At 55.6% G+C, this 21,134-nt stretch carries 19 protein-coding genes and 5 pseudogenes; 9 read left to right on the top strand and 15 right to left on the bottom strand.

The window, feature by feature from the left end; all coding sequences use genetic code 11:
* Positions 1-178: 178 nt before the first annotated feature.
* From QYQ99_RS18565 to QYQ99_RS18555, 3 genes are all read left to right on the top strand, one after another.
* Positions 179-1,141 carry a PDR/VanB family oxidoreductase gene (locus QYQ99_RS18565; RefSeq protein ID WP_302089477.1) on the top strand — a complete coding sequence of 321 codons (963 nt, stop codon included), beginning with the start codon at positions 179-181 and terminating at the stop codon, positions 1,139-1,141.
* 103 nt (positions 1,142-1,244) lie between these two features.
* Positions 1,245-1,739, top strand: a complete 495-nt coding sequence (locus tag QYQ99_RS18560) for a bacteriohemerythrin (protein WP_302089476.1) — start codon at positions 1,245-1,247, stop codon at positions 1,737-1,739.
* A 409-nt stretch (positions 1,740-2,148) separates the two neighbouring features.
* The gene (locus QYQ99_RS18555; protein WP_302089475.1) at positions 2,149-3,123 is read left to right on the top strand and encodes a Bug family tripartite tricarboxylate transporter substrate binding protein; all 975 of its coding nucleotides are present in this window, start codon (positions 2,149-2,151) and stop codon (positions 3,121-3,123) included.
* A gap of 64 nt (positions 3,124-3,187) precedes the next feature.
* Here QYQ99_RS18555 and QYQ99_RS18550 read toward each other — a convergent pair.
* A pseudogene (locus tag QYQ99_RS18550) lies at positions 3,188-3,841 on the bottom strand (IS5 family transposase); the annotation flags it as partial.
* A 186-nt stretch (positions 3,842-4,027) separates the two neighbouring features.
* On the opposite strand from QYQ99_RS18550, the gene QYQ99_RS28365 reads away from it, so the two are divergent.
* Both QYQ99_RS28365 and QYQ99_RS18545 read left to right on the top strand, forming a co-directional pair.
* A complete protein-coding gene (locus tag QYQ99_RS28365) occupies positions 4,028-4,270 on the top strand; it encodes a transposase (RefSeq protein WP_367882817.1) in 243 nt (80 codons plus the stop codon).
* Between the two features lie 159 nt (positions 4,271-4,429).
* Positions 4,430-5,440 (top strand): annotated as a pseudogene (locus QYQ99_RS18545) (IS481 family transposase).
* Here the strand turns inward: QYQ99_RS18545 and QYQ99_RS18540 are convergent.
* Positions 5,397-5,693, bottom strand: a pseudogene (locus QYQ99_RS18540) (integrase core domain-containing protein); the annotation flags it as partial. The pseudogenes QYQ99_RS18545 and QYQ99_RS18540 sit on opposite strands and share 44 nt — an antisense overlap.
* Before the next feature lie 81 nt (positions 5,694-5,774).
* Between QYQ99_RS18540 and QYQ99_RS18535 the strand changes: the two are divergent.
* Entirely contained in the window at positions 5,775-6,743 is a 969-nt protein-coding gene (locus tag QYQ99_RS18535; RefSeq protein WP_302089474.1) for an IS110 family transposase, read from the top strand.
* Positions 6,744-6,778: 35 nt separating this feature from the next.
* Here QYQ99_RS18535 and QYQ99_RS18530 read toward each other — a convergent pair.
* From QYQ99_RS18530 to QYQ99_RS18510, 5 genes and pseudogenes are all read right to left on the bottom strand, one after another.
* Positions 6,779-6,901 (bottom strand): annotated as a pseudogene (locus tag QYQ99_RS18530) (IS3 family transposase); the annotation flags it as partial.
* Between the two features lie 75 nt (positions 6,902-6,976).
* On the bottom strand, positions 6,977-7,945 hold the full coding sequence (locus tag QYQ99_RS18525) for a tripartite tricarboxylate transporter substrate binding protein (protein ID WP_302089473.1): 969 nt from the start codon (positions 7,943-7,945) through the stop codon (positions 6,977-6,979).
* Between the two features lie 41 nt (positions 7,946-7,986).
* Positions 7,987-8,490, bottom strand: coding sequence for a 2,4'-dihydroxyacetophenone dioxygenase family protein (locus QYQ99_RS18520; RefSeq protein ID WP_046462716.1), 504 nt, complete (start codon positions 8,488-8,490; stop codon positions 7,987-7,989).
* An 82-nt stretch (positions 8,491-8,572) separates the two neighbouring features.
* Positions 8,573-9,283 carry an SDR family NAD(P)-dependent oxidoreductase gene (locus QYQ99_RS18515; protein ID WP_046462717.1) on the bottom strand — a complete coding sequence of 237 codons (711 nt, stop codon included), beginning with the start codon at positions 9,281-9,283 and terminating at the stop codon, positions 8,573-8,575.
* Positions 9,284-9,293: 10 nt separating this feature from the next.
* The gene (locus QYQ99_RS18510) at positions 9,294-10,229 is read right to left on the bottom strand and encodes a TauD/TfdA dioxygenase family protein (protein ID WP_046462718.1); all 936 of its coding nucleotides are present in this window, start codon (positions 10,227-10,229) and stop codon (positions 9,294-9,296) included.
* A gap of 230 nt (positions 10,230-10,459) precedes the next feature.
* Here QYQ99_RS18510 and QYQ99_RS18505 point away from each other — a divergent pair, with 230 nt between their 5' ends.
* Complete coding sequence (locus QYQ99_RS18505) at positions 10,460-11,392, top strand: IS5 family transposase (protein WP_234686361.1); 933 nt, start codon at positions 10,460-10,462, stop codon at positions 11,390-11,392.
* A gap of 191 nt (positions 11,393-11,583) precedes the next feature.
* Here QYQ99_RS18505 and QYQ99_RS18500 read toward each other — a convergent pair whose 3' ends face one another.
* The 4 genes and pseudogenes from QYQ99_RS18500 to QYQ99_RS18485 all read right to left on the bottom strand — a co-directional run bounded on the left by QYQ99_RS18500 (position 11,584) and on the right by QYQ99_RS18485 (position 15,344).
* Positions 11,584-12,132 (bottom strand): tyrosine-type recombinase/integrase, encoded by a 549-nt coding sequence (locus QYQ99_RS18500; RefSeq protein ID WP_302089472.1) that lies wholly within the window; start codon positions 12,130-12,132, stop codon positions 11,584-11,586.
* Between the two features lie 355 nt (positions 12,133-12,487).
* Positions 12,488-13,201: a GntR family transcriptional regulator gene (locus tag QYQ99_RS18495; protein WP_046462721.1), complete on the bottom strand. Its 714-nt coding sequence runs from the start codon at positions 13,199-13,201 to the stop codon at positions 12,488-12,490.
* A gap of 56 nt (positions 13,202-13,257) precedes the next feature.
* Positions 13,258-13,761 (bottom strand): annotated as a pseudogene (locus QYQ99_RS18490) (IS3 family transposase); the annotation flags it as partial.
* A 62-nt stretch (positions 13,762-13,823) separates the two neighbouring features.
* Positions 13,824-15,344, bottom strand: a complete 1,521-nt coding sequence (locus QYQ99_RS18485; RefSeq protein ID WP_302089471.1) for an IS3 family transposase — start codon at positions 15,342-15,344, stop codon at positions 13,824-13,826.
* 66 nt (positions 15,345-15,410) lie between these two features.
* Between QYQ99_RS18485 and QYQ99_RS18480 the strand changes: the two genes are divergently transcribed.
* A complete protein-coding gene (locus QYQ99_RS18480) occupies positions 15,411-15,656 on the top strand; it encodes a HepT-like ribonuclease domain-containing protein (protein ID WP_302089470.1) in 246 nt (81 codons plus the stop codon).
* 230 nt (positions 15,657-15,886) lie between these two features.
* Positions 15,887-16,957 (top strand): IS110 family transposase, encoded by a 1,071-nt coding sequence (locus QYQ99_RS18475; protein ID WP_302093214.1) that lies wholly within the window; start codon positions 15,887-15,889, stop codon positions 16,955-16,957.
* 408 nt (positions 16,958-17,365) lie between these two features.
* On the opposite strand, the gene QYQ99_RS18470 is transcribed toward QYQ99_RS18475, so the two are convergent.
* The 4 genes from QYQ99_RS18470 to QYQ99_RS18455 form a co-directional block, all read right to left on the bottom strand.
* Positions 17,366-18,456, bottom strand: a protein-coding gene (locus tag QYQ99_RS18470; protein ID WP_437439080.1) for an IS3 family transposase whose coding sequence is annotated in 2 segments (ribosomal slippage) — positions 17,366-18,198 and positions 18,198-18,456 — 1,092 coding nt in all. Because the reading frame shifts where the segments join, the coding sequence is not laid out codon by codon here.
* Between the two features lie 171 nt (positions 18,457-18,627).
* Positions 18,628-19,044, bottom strand: coding sequence for a type VII toxin-antitoxin system HepT family RNase toxin (gene hepT / locus QYQ99_RS18465; protein ID WP_034359850.1), 417 nt, complete (start codon positions 19,042-19,044; stop codon positions 18,628-18,630).
* Entirely contained in the window at positions 19,034-19,429 is a 396-nt protein-coding gene (gene mntA, locus QYQ99_RS18460) for a type VII toxin-antitoxin system MntA family adenylyltransferase antitoxin (protein ID WP_302089469.1), read from the bottom strand. The genes hepT and mntA overlap by 11 nt, the downstream gene beginning before the upstream one ends.
* On the bottom strand, positions 19,426-20,763 hold the full coding sequence (locus QYQ99_RS18455) for a tyrosine-type recombinase/integrase (protein WP_302089468.1): 1,338 nt from the start codon (positions 20,761-20,763) through the stop codon (positions 19,426-19,428). Before QYQ99_RS18455 ends, mntA begins: the two co-directional genes overlap by 4 nt.
* Positions 20,764-21,134 lie beyond the last annotated feature (371 nt).

Raw genomic sequence — 21,134 nt, 5'->3', positions numbered from 1 at the left:
ATTACTAGATACCTATTAATTAGATGTCTATTCATTAGGTTACAAGGCTTTGTGAGCGCCGACAAGCAGGGGTTTACCCCTGGCGCAGAACCGTGCGCAAGTCAACTACTTCACTTGCATTACTAGATCTCTAGCAATACAATTGCAAATATTGTCGAGCAAGTAAAGGAAGACAGGCATGACCACCCAGGAAAGCGGTTTTCTGCGTCTGAAGATCGCGGAGAAGGAAAAGATTGCACGCGACATCTGGCGCTTTGAACTTACTCACCCAGAGGGCGCGCCGCTGCCACCATTCGAGGCTGGCTCGAATCTGACGCTGGTGGCCCCCAACGGCATGCGCCGCAGCTATTCGCTCTGCAACGACTCGCAAGAGTGCAATCGCTATGTCATCGCCGTGAAGCGCGACAGCAATGGCCGTGGCGGCTCGATGAGCCTGGTCGACGACACATCCGCAGGGGATTCGATCGAAGCCTCTCTGCCGCGCAACGAATTTCCGCTTGATGAACGCGCCAAGTCATTCATTCTCGTGGCTGGCGGCATCGGCATCACGCCCATGCTGTCCATGGCACGCCAACTAAAGGCTGAAGGCCTGCGGGACTTCAAATTGTATTATCTGGCCCGGGATCCAGAGGGCACGGCCTTCCTCGACGAGCTCAGCAGCAACGAATGGCGCTCGTTAGTGAAGATCCACCACAGCTTCGGCGACCCGGCGAAAGCCTTCGACTTCTGGGCCCTGTTCGAGCGTCCCAAAGCCGCACACGTCTATTGCTGCGGACCGCAGTCGCTGATGGATACCGTCCAGGACATGACAGGCCACTGGCCGTCCGGCACCGTTCACTTTGAAAGCTTCGGCGCCGGCAATGCCAACACAAAGGAAAACAGGCCATTCACGGTGCAGCTTAAGCGCACCGGCACCTCATTGCAAGTTCCGACCGACCGCTCGATTCTGGACGTTCTGCGTGCCTCGAACGTGCGCGTGGCAAGCTCCTGCGAAAGCGGTACCTGCGGCTCCTGCCGGGTAGGATTATGCTCAGGCGAAGCGGACCACCGGGATCTCGTGCTGCGAGACGATGAGAAGGATGCACAGATTATGGTCTGCGTATCCCGTGCAAAATCTGCGGAATTGGTGCTGGACCTCTGAGCCGGCATCGCTGATGACGGTCCTACCCGCACCGTTGCCGGAACAGACACTCCGGTTGGCACGGCCAAGCATTGGCATACCAACATAACAAGGGACATTGAACATGAATGAGCAGACTTCTACCTCAGCCCCCAGGGCTCGGGATGCCAGTGCGCCCACACCGGTCGACGACAACAGTCTCGCCTGGACCGATGCTCGCTTGCTGGGATTTACGCCCATGGATAATGTGCATGAGGAGTTCTACGCGACTGCGCTGAAACTGGTGACCTGCACGGAGAAGAATGCAGCCCAGGCCATCGAAGAGTTCGAGCAGCATGCCATCAGCCATTTCGAGCAGGAAGATGAATGGATGCGCACCACGAACTTCCCTCCTCGGGACTGCCATCTCGACGAGCATGCGGCAGTGCTGAAGTCGGTCCGCGAGGTCAAGGAAGCTGTTGCACAAGGACAAGCCGGCGCCGACGTAGTCCAGGATATCGGCATGGCCCTCTTCCAGTGGTTCCCAGGTCATGCAGACTATCTGGACTCCGCACTGGCCGCCTGGATGACCAAGCTGAATATGGGCGGCAAGCCCATCGTGCTGCGACGTAAGCTTTGACAGTGCTCCAGGGGACATCCGAGACATCCCTCCCCAAGCCAAGACCCAGACATCCCCACCCAAACGCGGGATCCATGCTCCCAGAGGCTAGGGATACTCCCGACCAAAAATCATGCTAGCCCTCTAATAATAATTTTAGACGTCTAATAAAATATAGGTGAGGCATGCTAATGAAGAGAAGCAGTTGCCTCCACTATCTAAAAAAGGTGGCCAAGCCTGACTTCGCATCAATCTGCCTCGCCCGCATGCGTTGCTGCTGGACAGCAAATGTGCATGTCATTTTTAAACAGGATGCCGCCCATCACGGAGCTTTCGCCCCAGCCACATGTATTGTGCGGACATCTTAATGCCGGTACATGAGCAGATGGCGTCGGTGCCGCGAGAAATCATAAAAAGCAGGAGACATGTCATGACAAGAGGAATTTTCTTGAAAATATCGGCGGCAATTGCCCTCCAGGCGTTGTCAATCTTTGCATATGCTGATAGCGATTTCCCGAACAAGCCCGTAAAGCTGGTCGTACCCTACGCTCCCGGGGGGCTACCGGACACCGTGGCCCGGGTTCTGGCCGAGAAAATGCAGGCAGACCTCAAGCAACCGGTCATTGTCGAAAACAAGCCCGGCGGCGGCGGCGGAGTTGCCGTCACGGCAATCAAGCAATACCCTGCTGATGGTCATACCCTCCTGATGACGGACGGCCCCCTACTGGCAGTTTCTCCGATCATCATCAAGAACCTCAAGTACGATGCCCAGAAAGATCTGGATCCCGTTTCCCTGGTCGGTGTGGCCCCTCTGCTGCTGGTAACGAACTCTTCCGCCCCGTTCAAGAACATGAAGGATTTCATTCAATATGCGAAAGAGCATCCCGGCGAGTTGAATTACGGGTCTTCCGGAATCGGCTCCATCCACCACCTGACGGCAGAGGCCATGGCCTATTCGCTGGGTATCGATGTCAGGCATGTCCCGTTCAAGGGTAGCTCCGCCTCCATTCCGGCACTGATCGGCAACCAGGTCGACATCACATTCGCCTCTCCCCCGACCCTGATGGGCTTCGTCCAAAGCGGCAAGGCCAGGATACTGGCGACCAACACCTTGGCTCGCAGCAAGGCCAATCCGGACATCCCTGCCATTTCCGAGTACGCCAAGAACTTTGACTTTGGCTTTACCGTGGTCATGCTGGCCAAGAAAGGAACGCCCGAGGCCTATAGGAACAGGATCAGCGATTCGGTCAAGAAAGCTGTCAACGATCCCGAGGTCAAGAGCAAGCTGGAAAAAGCAGGAGTCGACTCCATTGCTGGAGGTCCTGTCGAGTTGGCGGCAAAGCTCGCATCTGAAAATAGCCGGGTCATCGCAGCGGCCAAGCTGGCTAACCTAAAACCGGAATAAAACCGGAACCGGCCCACACCCGATGCCAGTCAGCCAAGAGCTCACTGGCATTTTTCGTTGGTGGACCCGCATCTCCCGCATCGATGGAAATCCTCCAAACGCTATTGGCTTCGACAATGTCGTTCACGTTGCCACTGGTGCCTCGTACCGTATGCACCAGGCCCGAGTCCGCATCCACTGCAATGTGGGCCTTCATGCCGAAGTACCACTGGTTGCCCTTCTTGCTCTGGTGCATCTCGGGGTCGCGCTCGCCGCTCTTGTTCTTGGTCGAACTCGGCGCCGCAATCAGCGTGGCATCCACCACGGTGCCCGCCTTCAATTGCAATCCCTTGGCTTGCAGCAGCGCATTCACGGTGGCCAGGATTTGTTCGGCCAGCTTGTGGCGCTCCAGCAGGTGCCTGAAGCGCAGGATGCGCGATTCGCTGGGGATGAGCCCATCCCAGTGGGACAGACCCGCGAAGTCACGGAAGGCTGGTTCATCATGCAGGGCTTCCTCCATGGCCGGGTCGCTGAGCTTGGACCACTGTTGCATAAAGTGGATGCGCAGCAGCGTCTGCACCGTAAAGGGCTGCTCGCCCCGCCGTCCGCTCTCGGGGGCGTAGGGTTCTATCAACGCGACCAGTTCAGCCCAGGGAACCACCAGTTCCACCGCATCGAGGAATTCCCGCTTGCGCGTGCGCTTGACGGTGTTGCTCAGGCCCAGGCTGCTTTGCTTCATGTTTGTATTGTCTGGGCTTCAGGCCCTTGCAAGCACATCAGGCGTGGATTCGTGCAGTGCATCCCTAAGCGAGATCTCTTCCCGTAAAAATGGCCTCGCAGCAGACCGCACCTGAAGAGGTCTATAAGCATCAAATCGAGACGCAAGCACAGCGCCGCCTTCAAAGCCAAGGTAGTCTTGGAGGCTGTGTGCGGAGAGCGCACTGTTGCTGAGCGAGCTCCGCAGTATGAAGTCCATCCCAGCCGGATAGCGGACTGGAAACGACTGCTGTTGACGCGAGCTGCAGACGTGTTTGGCCCAGCGCTGGCACCTACAGCACCTGTGATGAACCTCAAAGAGCTGTATGCCAAGATAGGGCAACTCACCTTGGAGAAGGATTTTTTGCACGGTGCGCGGAGCAAAGCTGGATTGCTCAGCGACAGTCGATGATTGACCGCAGCCATGACCTGTCGCTCACCCGTCAAGCGCAGTTGATGTGCATCAGCCAAGGCTCTGTGTATTACCAGCGCAAATCGCCATGCCATGCCTAAGATGTACGGTCCCAGGAAGTCATGGTGCATTCTTCAGCCTGGAACAGGAGAAAGCACTATGGCAATCCGCCTGCATGGCAGCGCCCGCACAACGCCGCGTATCCGCGCAGAGCTCCAGCTAGCGACCGGCTCCCATCGGTCCTTGGCGAAGCTCTACGGCATCAACCCCAAGACCGTGGCCAAGTGGCGTGCGCGCACCTCGGTGCTCGATGAGCCCATGGGTCCTCGGGGCAGAGCAAGCCAGCATCTTTCTCAAGAGCAAGAACACCTGGCAATTGCGTTACGAAAGCAAGGGCATCTATCGCTTGACGATCTCATGGGGCAACTCTTGGAGACGGCGCCCAAGCTCAGCCGCAGCGCCTTGCATCGATGCCTGCAGCGTCATGGAGTCAGCCGACAGCCCGCAACACACCTGCAACGAAGGCACGGAACGACGCTCGGCTTCGTTCACATCGACAGCGCCGAAATGAAGATCTCCAGCGGAAAACAGCACATGTTTGTCGCCATAGACCGCGTCACAAAATTCACGCATGTCGCGTTCTTTGACAGGGCCACGAAAGCCAACGCAGCGCAGTTCCTCCGGGAGGTGCTCGTGGCCTTCCCGTACCGCATACATACCGTTCTGACGGACAACGGCATGGCCTTCACAGGGCAAGAACGCTTCAGAGGCGGCGTCACCGACACATGCATCGGTCACATCTTCGAGCGCATCTGCAAGTTCAATGGAATCGAGAAACGACATACCAAGCCGTACCACCCTTGGACTAATGGCATGGTCGAGCGCATGAACCGGACCATCAAGGAATCCACGATCAAGGCGTATGAGTACGAGGGCCTGGAGCAGCTACGGAAGCATGTCCAGGCATTTGTTCAAAGCTACAACTTCGGCAAACACTTGAGAGCGCTCAGGTAGAAGACACCATTCCGTGCGATGTGCGAGGCGTGGGAAAAAGATCCAAGCCGCTTTAGACTTCATCCGCACCATCTCACTGTGGGACTGAACATCTTAGTCGAGACAGTTTTTCCTAGAAGACGGCGGGTTGCAGTTTCTGGCGGAGTTCGCGTTTGAACTCTACCGGGGTTAAGTATTGCAGGCTACTGTGCGGACGCACCTCGTTGTAGTGATTGCGTCAGGCTTCTATCAGGACGACGGCCTCACGACGCGAGCGGAACCACTCGACGGATAGACATTCATCACGGAATTTGCCATTGAAGCTTTCATCGGTGCCGTTCTGCCACGGCTTGCCAGGATCGTTGAGTACGGTGGCGATGCCAGCCTGCGCGATCCACTCCAAGATGGCTTGGCTGACGAACTCCGGTCCGTAGTAAATGCATAGTAGTTGTCAGCCACTTTCGGCAGCAAGCATCCTTTGGACTGCTAACTGCCGAAGGAGCCCCATGCCATGGCTGACACGAACCTACTTATCTCCCCAATGCACTGGGTTGCAATCGATGTAGCCCGCTACTGCAATGCCGTTCTTATCGAGACTTCATCGGCTCAGCGGTACCGTTTTCGCATGACCAACAGTGCCGCAGACATGCAGCGCCTGGTTGACTTCCTGCATAGCCTTGGCGGTCGCTGTCGCGTGGCCCTGGAGCCCACGGGGGACTATCACCGCCCGATCGCACATCGGTTGCTCACAGCGGGCTTCGACGTTGTCTCGATCTCTTCCGTGGCCCAGTCCCGGTTCCGCGAAGCCATGTACAACTCCTGGGACAAGAATGATCCGAAGGATGCCGCCGTCATTCTGGAGATGCTCAAGCAGGGACGGGTTCAGCAGTATGTCGACCCCATGCTGGCCGGTCATCACGACATCCAGGAGCTATCGAAGACCTACTACCAGATCAGCCGCGCTAGAACCAAGGTGCAGCACGCAATCATCAATCACCACGTTCCTCTGTACTTCCCTGAGATGCATAAATACTGGAGCAGCACCCGCAACGAGTGGTGGGTGAAGTTCATGATCGAGTTCCCCACTCCAGTGCATGTGCGGCAGCACACGTGCCAGGAATTCATCGAGCGGGCCTCTGCCTTGGTGGGGCGCCGCGTGCATCGCGTAGCTAAGCTCACTGAGATCTGGGAGGCATGTGCAGACTCGGGAGCACTACCGCATGATCCACAAAGCGTTGCCGTACAGATGTTCCGATTCACGCTGCGTCACTACCAGCAGCTCAATGAGCTACGCCGTCAGCTCGAACAGCAGGTGCAGGACCTTCTCGCGAACGAGGCCGACTACAACCATCTGATGTCCTTGCCAGGCGTTGGGCCCATCAATGCATTGACCATCCTTGCCGAGGCAGGGAATCTGCGTCGATTTGGGCATCACCGTCAGTTCCTGAAGTTTTGCGTGTTGATTTCCACCCAGAAGTGACCCACTGGGGGTGCGGATAAAAACTTAGACTGGTTTTACGCTGCAAGCCCAAGGCTCTCCCGATACTCGATGGGACTGAGGCCACCCAGGGAGATCTTGATTCGTTTTTCGTTATACCAACGAATATATGAATCAACTGTCTCGATGAACTCTTCAATGGCGGCAAGTTGCCAATACCGTGCAGGCTAACGCCTGCACTTCAACAAACTAGCCTCCACCAAACCCGGTGCGATTCAGTTGGTAGCGATCTTGAGTCGCGGAATTAGTTTTCTGAAGATTTCATTGTCACGCTCCATCACCGTCTTGAAGCCTTCATCGTCGGCATAGACGAAGCCAAGATTGAGCTTCTTCAAAGTCGTCTGGAACTCCGGATCCTTGACGATCTCGGCAACCGAAGTCTTGAGCATCCGAACAACATGCGGAGGAAGTCCCTTTGGACCCATGATGCCCCTCCAAGTCCCAATGACAACGTCGATGTTCTTCTCCTTCATGGTCGGAACGTCCTTGAACTCACTGAGGCGCTTCTCCGCCATCACGCCAAGAATTCGAAGCTTACCAGCAGCAACATAAGTCGCCACTTCTCCCGGACTGGCTGTGACTGCATCGATTTGACTGCTCAGAAGCGAAAGGATCGAGGGCGCTGCGCCCTGGTAGGGAATGCGATTGAACTGAAGGCCAGTCTTTTCTTCAAAGGCCGCAGCAGCAATGTCATAGATCGATCCATTCCCTGCAGTGCCCATAGAAAACTTTCCGGGCTCCTTGCGCGCAGCCGCAATGAAGTCGTCGAGTGTTTTGTATGGCGAATCAGTTCGAACAACAATCGAAGCAGGATCAGCATTTAGCTGAGCTATGGGGGTTACGTCCGAATAGTTGCGGTTGAAGAGGTTCAGGTGAGGCAGGATCACCATTTCGACCGTCACTACCCCAAGCGTATAACCGTCTGGCTTGGCGTTCATCATGTAATTCCATCCGATCCCTCCGCTGGCCCCTGCTTTGTTGATAACAACAATGCCCTTGGGAAAACTCCTCTGGGCTGCAACGGAGAATGAACGAGCTACCGCGTCAGTGCCTCCTCCAGCTTGAAATGGAACTACCAGTTCGATGGTCCGACCCGGGTATTCAGATGCGGCTGCGGTCGTAGCAAATGAAGACGATGAAAGAGCCAATGCCGCAAGGAAGGAGCGACGTTGGAGTTGGTTCATGATTTGTCTCCTTTTTTGAATAATCAGTGAGGTAAAAAGCCTCAGCAAATGAACTGGTCGACGTAGTCGCCGCCAAGCCCGGTTTTGGTGTAGTGCGCTCGGCACATCTCGATCTTCGTGAACACGTCCTCGTAGCCTGTCTGTCGGCCGTAAGGATCGACATAGATCATTGCGCCGGTAATGTGGAACATTGTGATCATCTCGGGCACGTTCTCAGGCACCACCAGCGTATGGGTCTCGCCTGGAGGCTCAAAGACGTAGGAGCCTTCGGTGGCTTTCCAGTCGTGCTCAAGGTAGTGCCAGGAACCGCGTAGAACCACCCCATGCACAGGAGCTGGATGGCGATGTCGGCTAAGCACGCCCGACTTGCGAACTCGTAAGAGATTCACCCAGTAGCCCTGCACGGTGTTGAGGCAAAGCGGGCGAAACCAGACGTTCTCCATTTGCGGAACCCAGACTCGCTCGTCGTCAGGAATCACAGGGCTAACAACGATGTCTTGGGAAACCTCCTTCGGGAGGGGCAGCTGATATGGCATGCGCGACATGTCTAGACCTCCAGCTCGCGACGGACGATCGCCTTCTGTTTTCAAAGTGTTCTCATTCATCTTGATCTTTCGTTGGTACCGCTCAGGCGACCAGATAGCCGCCATCTACAGGCAGCACAGCACCCGTGACGAACGAAGCTGCACTCGAACAAAGGAACATCACAGGACCAGTGATGTCATTGGGTTCCCCCCAGCGTCCTAAAGGAGTGCGCTGAAGGAGTGATGCACTTCGCTGGGGATCCTCCTGCAGACCTTTGGTCAAAGGCGTCGCAATCCAGCCCGGAGCTACTGCGTTCACGCGCACGCCGTCACTGGCCCATGCAATAGCCAGGCTCTTAGTTAACTGTGCAACCCCACCTTTGCTTGCGCTATACGCCGGAACCAGCCCGCCACCAAAGAAGCTAAGCATCGACGCGATGTTGACAAGGCACCCACCGCTTTGAGAAAGGTGATACCGCGCCGAGGCAGCCACCCGCATCGATCCGTTTAGGTTGATGTCGATGACCCGCTGGAACACTGTCGGATCATGCTCTTCCCCTCGGCGAATGACGCCAGCAGCGTTGATCACAATGTCGAGCTTTCGGCAGGTACTCACCACCCGATCGATGGAGCCGCTATTTGTGACATCCATCTCCACAAACTTGAGATCTTCGTTGCTGTCAGGAACATCACTTAGTAGACCTGCGCTGGTGACAGTGCATCCGGCACTACATAGTGCCTGTGCGATGGCCAGACCGATCCCGCTCGTTCCTCCAGAAACGAGCGCATGCTTTCCGCTGAAATCAAACAGCATGTTATGAGCCTCACTTGGAATTAATCGAGCGAGCGCGCACCGCGTTCGAGAACGGGCCTAGAACAGGGCCTTTTCCTGCAAGCGTTGTGCGCCGGAAGACACGGCGGTAGCGCGTCATGTCATACACCTCCGCCTTGTGCAGCGTGGTCCGGTTGTCCCAAACCACCAGATCGCCCTTCTGCCACTTGTGGAAGTAGCAGAACTCTGGGCGTGACACATGCTCGATCAGCTCTCGATGCAGTGCTTGTCCTTCTTCAAGTGAAAGTCCGCTGACCTCGTTACCAGCGTTGGCGGTGATGAAGAGGGATCGTCGCCCATCTTCGTGAACACGCACCAGAGGGTGGGACACAGGAGGGACCGTGTTCTTCTCGAAGTTAGACAGCGGAGGCAGTGAGGCATACATACGGCGGCCATGCTCGTACGAGTGGACCATGTGCAGCGGCTCGATCTTGTCTTTCAGATCTTGCGGCAGCGCCTCATAGGCCAGCACCATATTCGAGAAGCCAGTGCGCCCACCCTGCGCTTCGTCCGGCATCACCTCGATCCCATAGAGCAAGGACGCATAGGCTGGCACGTAGCGGTAAGAGCTATCCGTGTGCCACAGGGCGTTTACCTTTTGAAAGATAACCCGATGATCGGTCTCTGGCAGATGCTCGCCTAGCGCCGACACGTTTGCAACGTTGTAAACGGTGGAGGCAGCCACCGTTTTGTTTTCCTCAGGAAAGTCTTCCAGGGCGCCCCACTGCTCGGAGAAGTCAATTTGCTGCTGCTCATTCAGGATCTGAGCACGGAAGCAAAGCACTCCGTACTTGTCGAGAGCAGTGCGAAAGATCTGGATCTGGTCCGTAGTCTGCGGGCGGGAAAGGTCAGCGCCGGTAATGACCGCACCAAGCGGCCCTTCGAGCGGGGTGATCGTGGCATTGTCGACGATGTCAGCTTGCTCCATTGAATCCTCTTAACGTATGAAAGATGGGGTGGACGACGCAGCGCAGCTAGCGCTTCAGTTCTGGCTCATGTCTGGTATATGTGTGGCATGCCAGACATGTTCCAATAGTATTGGCTTTGGTTTCGAACCATATATGGTGTAAACACTTAGATTGCGCCGGACGGTGAAACAAGAGGCGGTGAGCGGCGTTGTTGCATAAATGCCGGTCGCAGGTGAGGTAGGCTCGGGAGATGAGTGAGACGAGCTGGGGTCGGGTTAAGTACCGCACAACGAACTGGAAGGCGTACAACGCAGCGTTGAAAGCGCGAGGAGACCTGACCATCTGGCTGGATAAGGACATGCAGTGGCTGGCCCAGCCCAGGGGCAAGCGTGGTCGTTGCCAGAAGTTCTCAGATGCGGCCATCCAGTTTTGCCTGACCATCAAGGGCTTGTTTGGGCAGCCCTTGCGCCAGACACTGGGCCTGGTGCAATCGCTATTGCGTATGGCAGGCCTGCCTTGGTCAGTGCCCGACTACAGCACGGTGTGTCGCAGACAAAAGAGCTTGAATGTGCAGGTGCACTACCGAGCAAGCGAGAAAGGCTTGCACCTGCTGGTCGACTCCACGGGCATCAAGTTCTTGGGCGAAGGTGAGTGGAAAACCAAAAAGCACGGTGCCGAGCGCCGCCGCCAGTGGCGCAAGGTGCATCTGGGTATTGATGCCCAGACACTGCAGATTCGGGCTATCGCAGTCACAACCAATGAAGTAGGTGACTCGCCCATGGCCGCTGTCTTACTGGGCCAGATCCCCAGCCATGAACAGGTAGCTAGCTTGACTGGTGATGGGGCCTATGACACCAAGGATGTGCATGAGGCCTGCTACCTGCGGGGAGCCATTCCAATCATCCCGCCACGCAAGGGAGCGAAGCTACGCAAGGGGCTGGCATTTGCTCACCGCAATGAAGCGGTCAAGGCGTGTAGGCAGTTGGGGCGGGCTATCTGGAAACGCTGGAGCGGCTACCACCGAAGGTCTTTGGTGGAGACCAAGATGAATTGCTTCAAGCGCCTGGGCGAGAAGGTGATGGCCAGGACGTTTGAACGCCAGGTGGCCGAGCTCAATATTCGAGCGTCAATCCTCAATCAATTTACCGCTCTGGGCACACCCCAGACGGTCGCTGCTGCGTAAATCCGTCTGAGGTTTGGGGTAGATCGGCCTCAGGGTGATTTATGCAACAACGCCGACTGGTGCCAATCGCCCCAGCGGTATGGCGCTGAAGTTGCTGAACATCGTGCAAAAGCACGGCCTCAAAGTCCTAGCCTGATCAATTCAGACATCGAAGCATCTGAACGTCTACACCTGAGCCCAGCAGCCCACGGTCACCGCCACAGCTTCTCAAACCGAGCCGGATTAGTCGCCGTATAGCGCACCGTATGTTGAATATTGCGGTGCCCCAGATAGTCCTGGATCAACCGCGTATCAGCCCCCCGATCCGCCAGCGCATACCCACAGGCATGGCGAAGCATATGCGGATGCGCCTCAACCAGTAGCCCCGCCTTCTCCCCATAGCCACGCAGAGCTACCCAGACCGTGCGCCGATTAATCGGCATCCTGCGGTTGGACACAAACAGCGCATCACAACCAGGCGCCATTCGGCCTCGCACCGCGAGCCACGCCCGTAAAGCCTTCATCTCATCCGAGCGAAGAGGGTGGGTCGTGGACAACCCACCTTTGAGCCGCTGCACATGCAGCACCCCATCATCCAGATCCACCTGAGACAGCTTCAAACCGCAAGCCTCCGACACCCGCAGGCCATGACGGTACATCAAAAGCACTAAACAGCGATCCCGCACCTCATGGGTCGCACCCTTGATAGCGTCCATCAGCTTGGCCACCTCACTCTGGGTTAAATGCTTGCGCTCACTCATCTACCGCTCCTGGTCTGAACCACCCAAACAAAGCCTAAAACAGGCTCGAATCCGTGTTCTCACACACGGCGATCATTTTGTCCAATTTGAGCACGGTTGATGGCAGCTCGCTCAGAGGGGAGGGCGTCTGGGTTTTGGGTCTAAATTAGACAAAAAGACTCTTTTGTCTAATTTTTGTCTTTATGGGGTTGAGATCCAAGTTCAAGTGCTACTCAAATACGAGAGGACGTCGCTGTTTGACCGCCTCCTCTTTAAATTCTGGCGGAAATCTCTGTGCACTCATAACTACCTCCTATGCTCAAAAGATAGGCGGTGTTTGTCTACCTGCCTAGGGGCAGTCCAAAGCCGGGGCGATTCAGTCCTGAGGCAAGGTCTGCCTTGAAAAATCGACCAGGTAGTCGAGCAAACGGTCAGAGGCTTCGCCAGCTTCTACGCCCTTACCTGCCGCGACAGCGCGGATCACATCGAGATGGCGACGTGCCGTCTCAGGAAGATGCACCTTGGGGTCAGCATGAAAGCACCAGAATCGACGGGAAACCGCGTGCAGTGTGGAGACTGTTGATGCCGCCACAGAGTTCCTGGCCGCACGAGCGAGTAGCGTGTTGAGTTGGACATCTAATCGAAGGAATTCCCTGACATTGTGCGCGGAAGCTGCCTTCTGAGTGGGATTAAGTAGTTCGTGAAAAGCCGCTTTGTCGACGTGAGTCGCGCGGCGGGCGGCGGCACTGGCCAACAACCTGTCCAACTCACGGCGAGTCTCGAGTACCTCGAGCTGAAGGCGCACATCAAGTGTGGTGACAACGACCCCGCGCCTGGGGATGATCTGAACCAGGTACTCGCGGGACAAGCGATGCAAAGCCTCGCGAATTGGAGTGGTCCCAATGCCAATTTGGTTGCTGAGGATGGCTTCAGATACGACTTCACCTGGAGCCAGCTCCAGTGTGACGATCATTTCTTCTAGGCGGGCATACGCCTCCGCCATGAGCGTCGCGTGCCCGTCCTTGCTCTTCAGTTCAGCTGCCTCCCGTCTGGTTGAGCGGGGGGAGGTTGGGATGGCCGTCTTCTTCATTTCGATTTTTTGATAGCTGATGTTGCCCCTGTTTTGTGGAGTTCTTAGCTCCCTGCTTACGCGGCCTTTTTGCGCTGTACCTCGTTCCAGCGTTTATCGTATTGCATGGGGCTGAGGTAGCCCAAGCTCGAATGCAATCTGCGGTGATTGTAGAAGGCCATCCAGTTCATGATGACCTGCCTAGCTTGCTCACGGGTAGCGAAGCGCTGGCCATGCACGCAAGCTGCCTTGAGCCTGCCACAGAAGCTTTCGATGGGCGAGTTGTCCCAGTAATTGCCTTTGCGCCTCATGGATGAGCGCATCCCCCACTTTGCTAAAGCAGCTTGGAAATCATAGCTGCAATATTGGCTCACCCTGTCGCTGTGGAAGATAGCGCCCGGCTCAGGGCGTCTTCGCCACCAAGCCATAGCCAGCGCATACTTGACCAAACTGGTTTGCATGTGGGACTGCAAGCTCCAGCCCACAGTCTGACGACTGAACATATCAATCACAGCAGCCAGGTACAGCCAGCCTTCATCGGTGGCGTTATAGGTGATGTTACCGCAAAGAAGTTGGTTGGGTGTTAATTTCCACCCAGAAGTGACCCACTAGCCGGTGGGAATGCGGCATAAATCTTGGACGGTTATGCAGCAATCCCGAGGGCCCTGCGGTACTCAACAGGGCTCCGTGCCCCTAACGAGATCTTGATCCGTTGCTCGTTGTACCAACGGATGTACGCGTCCAGAGCTTGCGTGAACTGCTCAATGCTCGTGGTTTGCCAGTCGCGGGCATAAAACAATTCGTTTTTGAGCCGCCCGAAGAAGCCTTCACAGGCCGCATTGTCCGGTGAGTACCCCTTACGTGACATCGAGCGCACTAACTTGGCATCAGCGATTCGTGACAACCATCCTGGCCAGCGATAGTGGGCACCACGGTCTGAGTGAACCACAGGTTGCACTTCGCTGTCATTGAGCTTGGCGATCGCGGCATCCAGCATCGTGTTGACCAGTTCAGCGTCGGGGCGTGTTCCGATAGACCAGCTCACCACCATTCCATCGAAGCAATCGATCATGGGCGACAGGTAGACTTTGCCGGCGGGTAGTTGGAACTCCGAGATGTCGGTCAGCCACTTCTGGTTAGGCGCAGTGGCATTGAAGTCGCGATTCAGCAAGTTCTCAGGTGCAGGGCTAATCTCTCCCAAGTAGGAGCCGTAGCGGCGTCGTTTGGGCGCAGCGGCCACCAGCCCTTCCTGCTTCATCAGGCGCCGGACCACCTTCTCCGAGATCCACACGCATTGCCTGACCAGTGAGGCCTGGATGCGACGGTAGCCATAGCAGCCATGGTTGCGCTCGAAGATGTCCGTGATCGTTCGGCGCACCGCGACATACTTTTCGTCAGCGTTGAGCCGAGCTCGATGGTAGAAGTACGAGCTGCGAGCCAGAACTAGCGAGGCGAGCAACTCGGCAAGTGAGTATTCATGGCGCAGGGCATCAACCAGAAGTGTCTTCTCACGATTGCTCAGGAGATGAAGGTCGATGCCTTGGTCCTTTTTTAGGAGCTCGTCCGCCTTCTTCAATAACTCCTGTTCCAACTGCAACCGCCTCACTTGACGACGTAGCGTCTGGAGTTGCTGCTCCAACTGGGACAGCTCCGAACCCGTTGAAGAATCATTGAAGCGCTTCATCGATGCGAGAGCCTCTGGCCCCAATAGTTGATTGCGCCAGTTGTACAGCGTCTCTCGACACACGCCAATGTCGTCAGCAATGGCTTGGACGCGTCCTTGACGTGTGCACAGTGCAAGCACCGCAGCGTGCTTCTGCTCGTTCGACGATGCTCCAAGCAGGCGTGGCCGAGCCCGGGGATTGAGCTCTTGAACCCAAGCGTGAAGTGAGGCCCTCCCGGGATAGCCAAGAGCCTTGATTGTGAAAGCCACGCAGCGCCCGTGCGTCAGATAGTGTTCGACGGCCCGAGCCTTTTGCTCAGCGGTGAACTTCGGTGGGCGAACAACCGCTGTCTTCAAGGCTCGACCCTGCTCGTACTCGCGGTGCCAGCTCTTGAGCGAATTCTTGGTGGGATAGCCCAACTGCTGAATGGTTGCCGCGACTCGTTTGCCTAGCTGGATGTAGAGCGTCACCGCGCGGATTCGATCTTCGTATGAATACATGAACTACCTCTCAGTAGTCCAAGATTTCATCCGCATCCCCACTAGCCCCCGGCGGGTCAGTTATGCGTGGAAATTAACAGCGACTCCTTGGTACGCTGCATTGAAGTTGTGGGACAGTGTCTTCATAACGCACAAACTGCTGATCCTGACTTTGAAGCGCGCCATACGTTGAATGCTTCAGGATGGTGGGGCATGCGCTCCAAAATCAGCCACGGTTATGACGGCGTTCAATATGACATCGTCTTGACTGTGATCAAGCAAGACATGCCAGCACTCAGAGGCAAGCTCGTGACAGCGCTTGCTGAGTTGTAGAAGTTCAGACTTGATCTGCGCTGCACATCCGAGCAGCCATATTAAACCGATTCACTGATCTGGGCCGTCCTCAGACGGCAGCCGTGGCATAGCCACGGCCGGGGTTGAGGGTCACTCGCCTCGAACTGGATTTGAATACGAAGGACTTCCCGCCATCTTGGCCTGCTGGATACGCAGTGCCACGATGGATCGGCAAGCCAATTTCTTCGTCATTCATCAGGAGTAGTGCCATGCAAACCATTGTCCGTGTTGGGGTAGATCTCGCAAAGAATGTGCTGCAGGTCCATGCAGTCGATGCTCAAGGGAGGATGGTCACTAACCGGGCCATCCAGCGCAGCAAGTTCTTGGCATGGTGTGCGCAATTACCTGCAGGGTGTCTGGTGGCCATGGAGGCTTGTGGTGGTGCGCACCACTGGTGTCGGCAGTTGCTGCGCATGGGCTTGGATGCACGCATGATGGCAGCGGCACTGGTCGCACCCTATCGCATGCAGGGCAAGAGCGGTAAAAACGATGCCAATGATGCGGCTGCCATTTGTGAGGCAGCCAGTCGCCCTCAGATGCGCTTTGTCCCCGTTAAGACTCCAGAGCAGCAGGGCATACTATGTGTGCATCGGCTGCGCGAAGGGTTCAAAGAGGAACGCACAGCATGCATTAACCGTATTCGAGGATTGCTCGCCGAGTTTGGCATTGTTCTGCCGCAAAGCCCCAAAGTCTTGCGCACCTATTTGCACGATATCTTGGAAGATGCGACCAATGACATCGCAGGCGCAGCCCGCATTGCGCTGCAGCGTGCACTCATGCATTGGCAAGAGCTCGATGAACATCTTCACTGGTGCGAGCAGCGTATTGCCGCTCACTGTAAAGAAGATGCACAGGTGCAGCGAGCTGCCGCCATCAAGGGCTTGGGGCCACTCACTGCATCAGCGATGGTGGCCACTGTGGGCGACTTCAGGCAGTTCAAGAACGGTGCACAGTTTTCCGCCTGGCTTGGGTTGACGCCCAGACAGAATTCCAGCGGAGGCAAATCCAATCTGGGTGCCATCACCAAGCGAGGCGATAGTTACCTGCGCACTTTGCTGGTCCAAGGGGCCAAGGCCGCAGTGCTGACCGGCAAACACAACCTCGACCCTATCTCCCAATGGGTGATGGCCTTGAGGCAGCGCAGTGGCTGGCAAAAGGCCGCCGTGGCGTTAGCCAACAAAAATGCACGCATCCTGTGGGCGCTCATGACACAGGAGCGTACCTACGAAGCAGCCCATATCAGCGAACGCCCCAGGCCACCCGTCTCTGCCGTTGCCTGAGACAGGCACTTCAACATGCCAGACGTGAAATCAAAGATGCAATGAACAGGTCAGACCAGCAGCAGGCAAGCTCGGTTGTTGCATTGTGAGTCGCAAGACGTCACGAGATTTGAATGGAGCCCTGCTGCGCGGTTTGTTTCTGGGGGCGCACACCTCGTGCCTAACCCCGTCTGTAGATGTGCAGTCTGTTCCTCGTTTCAAGCACCTGGATCGTCTTGGCAGACAGGTCAGTCAAAAAGCGCTTGCATTGACGGGAAGTCCCTGTAATGTAACAACGCCGAGCGCGAGGACATCTCCCCCACCCATTGCATAGCGTGCATGCAGAAACTGCTGTGTATCCTTGCTTGAGGAGTACAGATCTTTCGACGTCCCCGCGTTTTCAGTAGCACAAGGCTTTGGAGTCCGAGGTTAATTTAACTGCTTTTGCATCAGCCTCTGGGCATAGGCTGTGGGCGTGAGTCCACCAAGCGATCTCTTGGGCCGCTCTTCGTTGTATTCCCGGCGCCAAGCTTCAACGATTACCCGGGCATGTGCCAGACTGGTGAACCAATGTTCGTTCAAGCATTCATCCCTAAAGCGCCCGTTGAATGATTCGATGTAGGCGTTCTGGTTGGGCTTGCCCAGTTCGATCAGAAACAGCTGAACGCCCCTGGCGTGGGCCCAGTTCAGCATGGCTCGACCGCAGAACTCCTTGCCGTTGTCAGTTCGGATCGCCTTGGGTAGCCCCCTTGTCCTGGCGAGTTGCTCCAGGATGCGCACCAGTTGGTTGCCACCCAGGGCCCGCTCCGGCACGATGGCCACAGCCTCATGGGTTGCGTCATCCACTACCGTGAGGTTTTTGATGCTGCGTCCTTCCGCTGTGCGGTCAAAGACAAAGTCCATGGACCGCACCTGGTTGGCAATTGTCGGGCGTAACAAAGGGGGGCGCTCCGATATCGGGATCTTCTTGCGCCTGCGCTTTTTGATCTGAAGACCGGCTTGGGCATACAGACGATCCACCCGCTTGTGATTCACGATCTCTCCGGCTTGGCGCAGCTTCAGATAGATCATGCCGGCCCCGTAGCGACGATGACGCTGTGCCAGAGCGATGATCTTCTCCTTCAAGGCACAGTTGTGGTCGCAGGCTGGTTTGTAGCGCAGGGCACTGGCGCTCATGCCGATGACACGCAGCGAACGACGCTCGCTCAGTCCACGGCTGACCATGTGACGCACCAACTCGCGCCGTGCGGGTGCGCTCACCACTTTTTTCTCAAGGCTTCTTTCGTCACCTCGTTCTCAAGCAGGGCTTCGGCCAGCAGCCGTTTGAGCCGTCCGTTTTCGGCTTCCAGCTCCTTCAGACGTTTGGCATCGGACACGCTCATACCGCCAAACTTGCTGCGCCAGAGGTAATAGCTGGCCTCGGAGAAGCCGTGCCGCCGGCACAGCTCGGCCACCGGTAAGCCCGATTCGGCTTCCCGCAGGAAGCCAATGATCTGTTCTTCCGTAAATCTCTTCTTCACGTCCAATCTCCTGTTGCATGGGATTGGACTCCAAGCTCAACTGCTACTCAATTCCGGGGAGACGTCGCTTTGATCAACTGCAGTAGCTCAGTTTTTTCTAGGCCAACGAGCTGAGCCTTTAGGTCACTCCAGCTCGTTTTTTTCTTTGTCGTCATTTCTTTTTGAAGAAGGTTACTTAGAGTTCTTCAACAAGATCGCTTTGCTGTAAGCCGTAAAGTCGCCTAAATGCTTGGTGATCACGGCCTCCACAATTGGTAGCTGCAGCGCTTGGTAGTCATGCACAGCGATATTGCGAAAGCCCACCATTTTTTGCATGCGTGTGGCTAAGTCGCTCTCAATCCAACCCGCTTGAGCCAGCAAGGTGAATACGTCACGCGAGCTCTGTGGGATGCCAAGCCTTTCGCGGCGAATCAAGTGCTGCCCCATGTCCAGCGCGGCTTCACACGCCCGCTGCACGTTCAAGATGGCGGCATCCTGGCGTGTGTGGTCCGACGCAAACGTGGTTGGTGATTTCTCGTACTCTTCTTTGGCACGTATCACGCAGCGCTCAATGGTCGCAGCCTTGTTAATCAGTACGTCATCGACCATAGACTGTTCCTGTTGTTTGAATGTCTTTCAACAAATCTGCGCGCGCCTCATCCAACGCAGTTTTTTGACTAAGGATGAAGCTTTCATAGAGTGCTGCTTGGCTGTCTTTTGACCATAAACGCGTACCGGTGGTGATGATGCGGTATTGCATGACCGTGGATGCTGCTCTTAGGTCTAACAAGTCAACATCACACTTCACCAAGTTAGCCAAAGTGCTAGATAACTCCCACAGTGCCTCTGCCGGTAGACCCTCATCCATCAAGAGCGCAATATCTAAATCACTATCTGCCGTTGCATGACCTGTGACCTGACTGCCAAAAACATACACAGCAGACAAGCTAGAAATTGCTTCTCGAAGATGATCGACGATGCCTTGATAGTTCATGAGGGATTTTGATTTATACGCATTGGTCTTGATTTTTTCACCGAATACACCGTACTTCCCCTTGAGGCATCAGCTCTTGGCCGCAAGAAGCTTGAGAGCGTACGTTGAGGGACCTTCTTGAGATCGTCTTCCGTTGAAGCCACGCCCACTACAAATGTTGCCCAAGCATTCATCAACTCACGGCGCTGCTCCAACAAGTCAGTACGGTGGTAAGCCGCTTCAACCTTGTCTTTGATCGTGTGCGCTAACGAACGCTCAGCCAGATCTCTAGAGTAACCGTGCTCACTGCACCAGTCACGGAAGCTCGAACGAAAGCCATGGGCAGTTGCCACGCGCCCAGGCACATCGCTTTCAACATTCAACCTGCGCAACAGCGAGGTGATAGCCATATCTGAAAGCTCTCCCCGCACTCTTACCGAAGGGAAAACCAAGCTTTCATGTTGACCCCGTTGCTGCTGAAGAATTTCCATAGTTCTTGGAGACAGCGGCACACGATGGGTCAGCTTGGCCTTCATACGCTCAGCTGGCACGGTCCAAACTGCATTTTTCCAGTCTACCTCGGACCACGTCATGCCCCGTGCTTCGCCTGAACGGCAGGCCGTCAAAATTACAAACTCAAGCAACTGCCGGGTTACATCGACACGCCCTTTTGTACGTAAGTTCTTCTGTACGAAAGCAGGGATCAGCCCCCAAGGCATTGCTGGGTGATGCTGCGTACGTACAGCTTTTCCTGGCTGCTGTGGCAGAAGATGGGTAACTACGTCCACAGGGTTCGATTGACAGTGCCCATGCGCCCACCCCCAAGCCATCACCGTATGGATTCTTTGCTTGACGCGACTCGCCGTCTCCGCCTTTTCAAGCCAAATGGGCTTGAGCGCATCCGCCACATCTGCAGGCTGAATCTCAGCCAGTAGCTTTGCACCCAACTTGGGAAAAACGTATTCAGTCAGGGTATTGATCCATTGCTGCCCATGCTTTGGATTTTTCCAGCCTGGTAGCAAGTCTTTGTGCAAGATCTCGGCGGCTTCTTGAAATGTTGGAGCCTTTACAGCTTCTTCTTCCAACGCTTTCTCAGCTAGAGGATCTTTCCCTTCTGCCAGCGTCACCCTCATGGCAGTAGCGCGCTTCGCGACCTCTGCGATACCAATTTCTGGATACGAGCCCAAGCCTGCATTTCTACGCTTGCCGTTCACCGGGCTAACGTAGCGCAGCACCCATTTACCCCTGCCTTTGGTTTTAGTTGGATGCAGTGCCAATCCCGTCACTCCGCCGTGTGGAATTGCTGCACTATCAGGTTTGATGTTTCGAGCTTTTGCGTCTGTGATGACAGCCATTTGAGACCTCTATCGGTATGCCATTCAGTATGCCATCGGTATGCCATCTGGTATGCCATTTCGCATTAGATAGAGTTGGACAACTTAAGTCAAAACAAAACAAATATCTTTTACTATCAATGACTTAGAAATGAAAAATAAGAAGAAAAAAGATCTAGTTGGACGGATATTTGGCGGACACAGCCTCCGCCAGGACATCGACGCACACAACGTCAAATCGCTTCAAAACCCGCTTCTCTCATAGGGAAGCGGGTTTTTTCTTTGTCGCAAGTAATCGCACCACGCCGCAGGACAACCCAGCTTTTTGTTGGTACTTTCGTTGGTAGCTCAATGGCGCTGTTGCATAAATCAGCCTCAGACCAGACTTCCCC

This window comes from Comamonas testosteroni (genome assembly GCF_030505195.1).
GTDB classification, from domain to species: domain Bacteria; phylum Pseudomonadota; class Gammaproteobacteria; order Burkholderiales; family Burkholderiaceae_C; genus Comamonas; species Comamonas testosteroni_G.
The sequence above is the reverse complement of the archived record's forward strand: the minus strand, read 5'-3'. Positions and strand labels throughout refer to the sequence as shown.

Bases quoted from the DNA above. Each gene is read 5' to 3' on its own strand.
- QYQ99_RS18495 (WP_046462721.1), bottom strand. From the start codon at position 13,201: ATGAAGAAGACGGCCATCCCAACCTCCCCCCGCTCAACCAGACGGGAG.
- QYQ99_RS18455 (WP_302089468.1), bottom strand. From the start codon at position 20,763: ATGGCTGTCATCACAGACGCAAAAGCTCGAAACATCAAACCTGATAGT.
- QYQ99_RS18475 (WP_302093214.1), top strand. From the start codon at position 15,887: ATGCAAACCATTGTCCGTGTTGGGGTAGATCTCGCAAAGAATGTGCTG.
- hepT (WP_034359850.1), bottom strand. From the start codon at position 19,044: ATGGTCGATGACGTACTGATTAACAAGGCTGCGACCATTGAGCGCTGC.
- QYQ99_RS18510 (WP_046462718.1), bottom strand. From the start codon at position 10,229: ATGGAGCAAGCTGACATCGTCGACAATGCCACGATCACCCCGCTCGAA.
- QYQ99_RS18535 (WP_302089474.1), top strand. From the start codon at position 5,775: ATGGCTGACACGAACCTACTTATCTCCCCAATGCACTGGGTTGCAATC.
- QYQ99_RS18485 (WP_302089471.1), bottom strand. From the start codon at position 15,344: ATGTATTCATACGAAGATCGAATCCGCGCGGTGACGCTCTACATCCAG.
- QYQ99_RS18500 (WP_302089472.1), bottom strand. From the start codon at position 12,132: ATGAGTGAGCGCAAGCATTTAACCCAGAGTGAGGTGGCCAAGCTGATG.
- QYQ99_RS18565 (WP_302089477.1), top strand. From the start codon at position 179: ATGACCACCCAGGAAAGCGGTTTTCTGCGTCTGAAGATCGCGGAGAAG.
- QYQ99_RS18525 (WP_302089473.1), bottom strand. From the start codon at position 7,945: ATGAACCAACTCCAACGTCGCTCCTTCCTTGCGGCATTGGCTCTTTCA.
- QYQ99_RS18515 (WP_046462717.1), bottom strand. From the start codon at position 9,283: ATGCTGTTTGATTTCAGCGGAAAGCATGCGCTCGTTTCTGGAGGAACG.
- QYQ99_RS18505 (WP_234686361.1), top strand. From the start codon at position 10,460: ATGAGTGAGACGAGCTGGGGTCGGGTTAAGTACCGCACAACGAACTGG.
- QYQ99_RS18520 (WP_046462716.1), bottom strand. From the start codon at position 8,490: ATGTCGCGCATGCCATATCAGCTGCCCCTCCCGAAGGAGGTTTCCCAA.
- QYQ99_RS18555 (WP_302089475.1), top strand. From the start codon at position 2,149: ATGACAAGAGGAATTTTCTTGAAAATATCGGCGGCAATTGCCCTCCAG.
- mntA (WP_302089469.1), bottom strand. From the start codon at position 19,429: ATGAACTATCAAGGCATCGTCGATCATCTTCGAGAAGCAATTTCTAGC.
- QYQ99_RS18560 (WP_302089476.1), top strand. From the start codon at position 1,245: ATGAATGAGCAGACTTCTACCTCAGCCCCCAGGGCTCGGGATGCCAGT.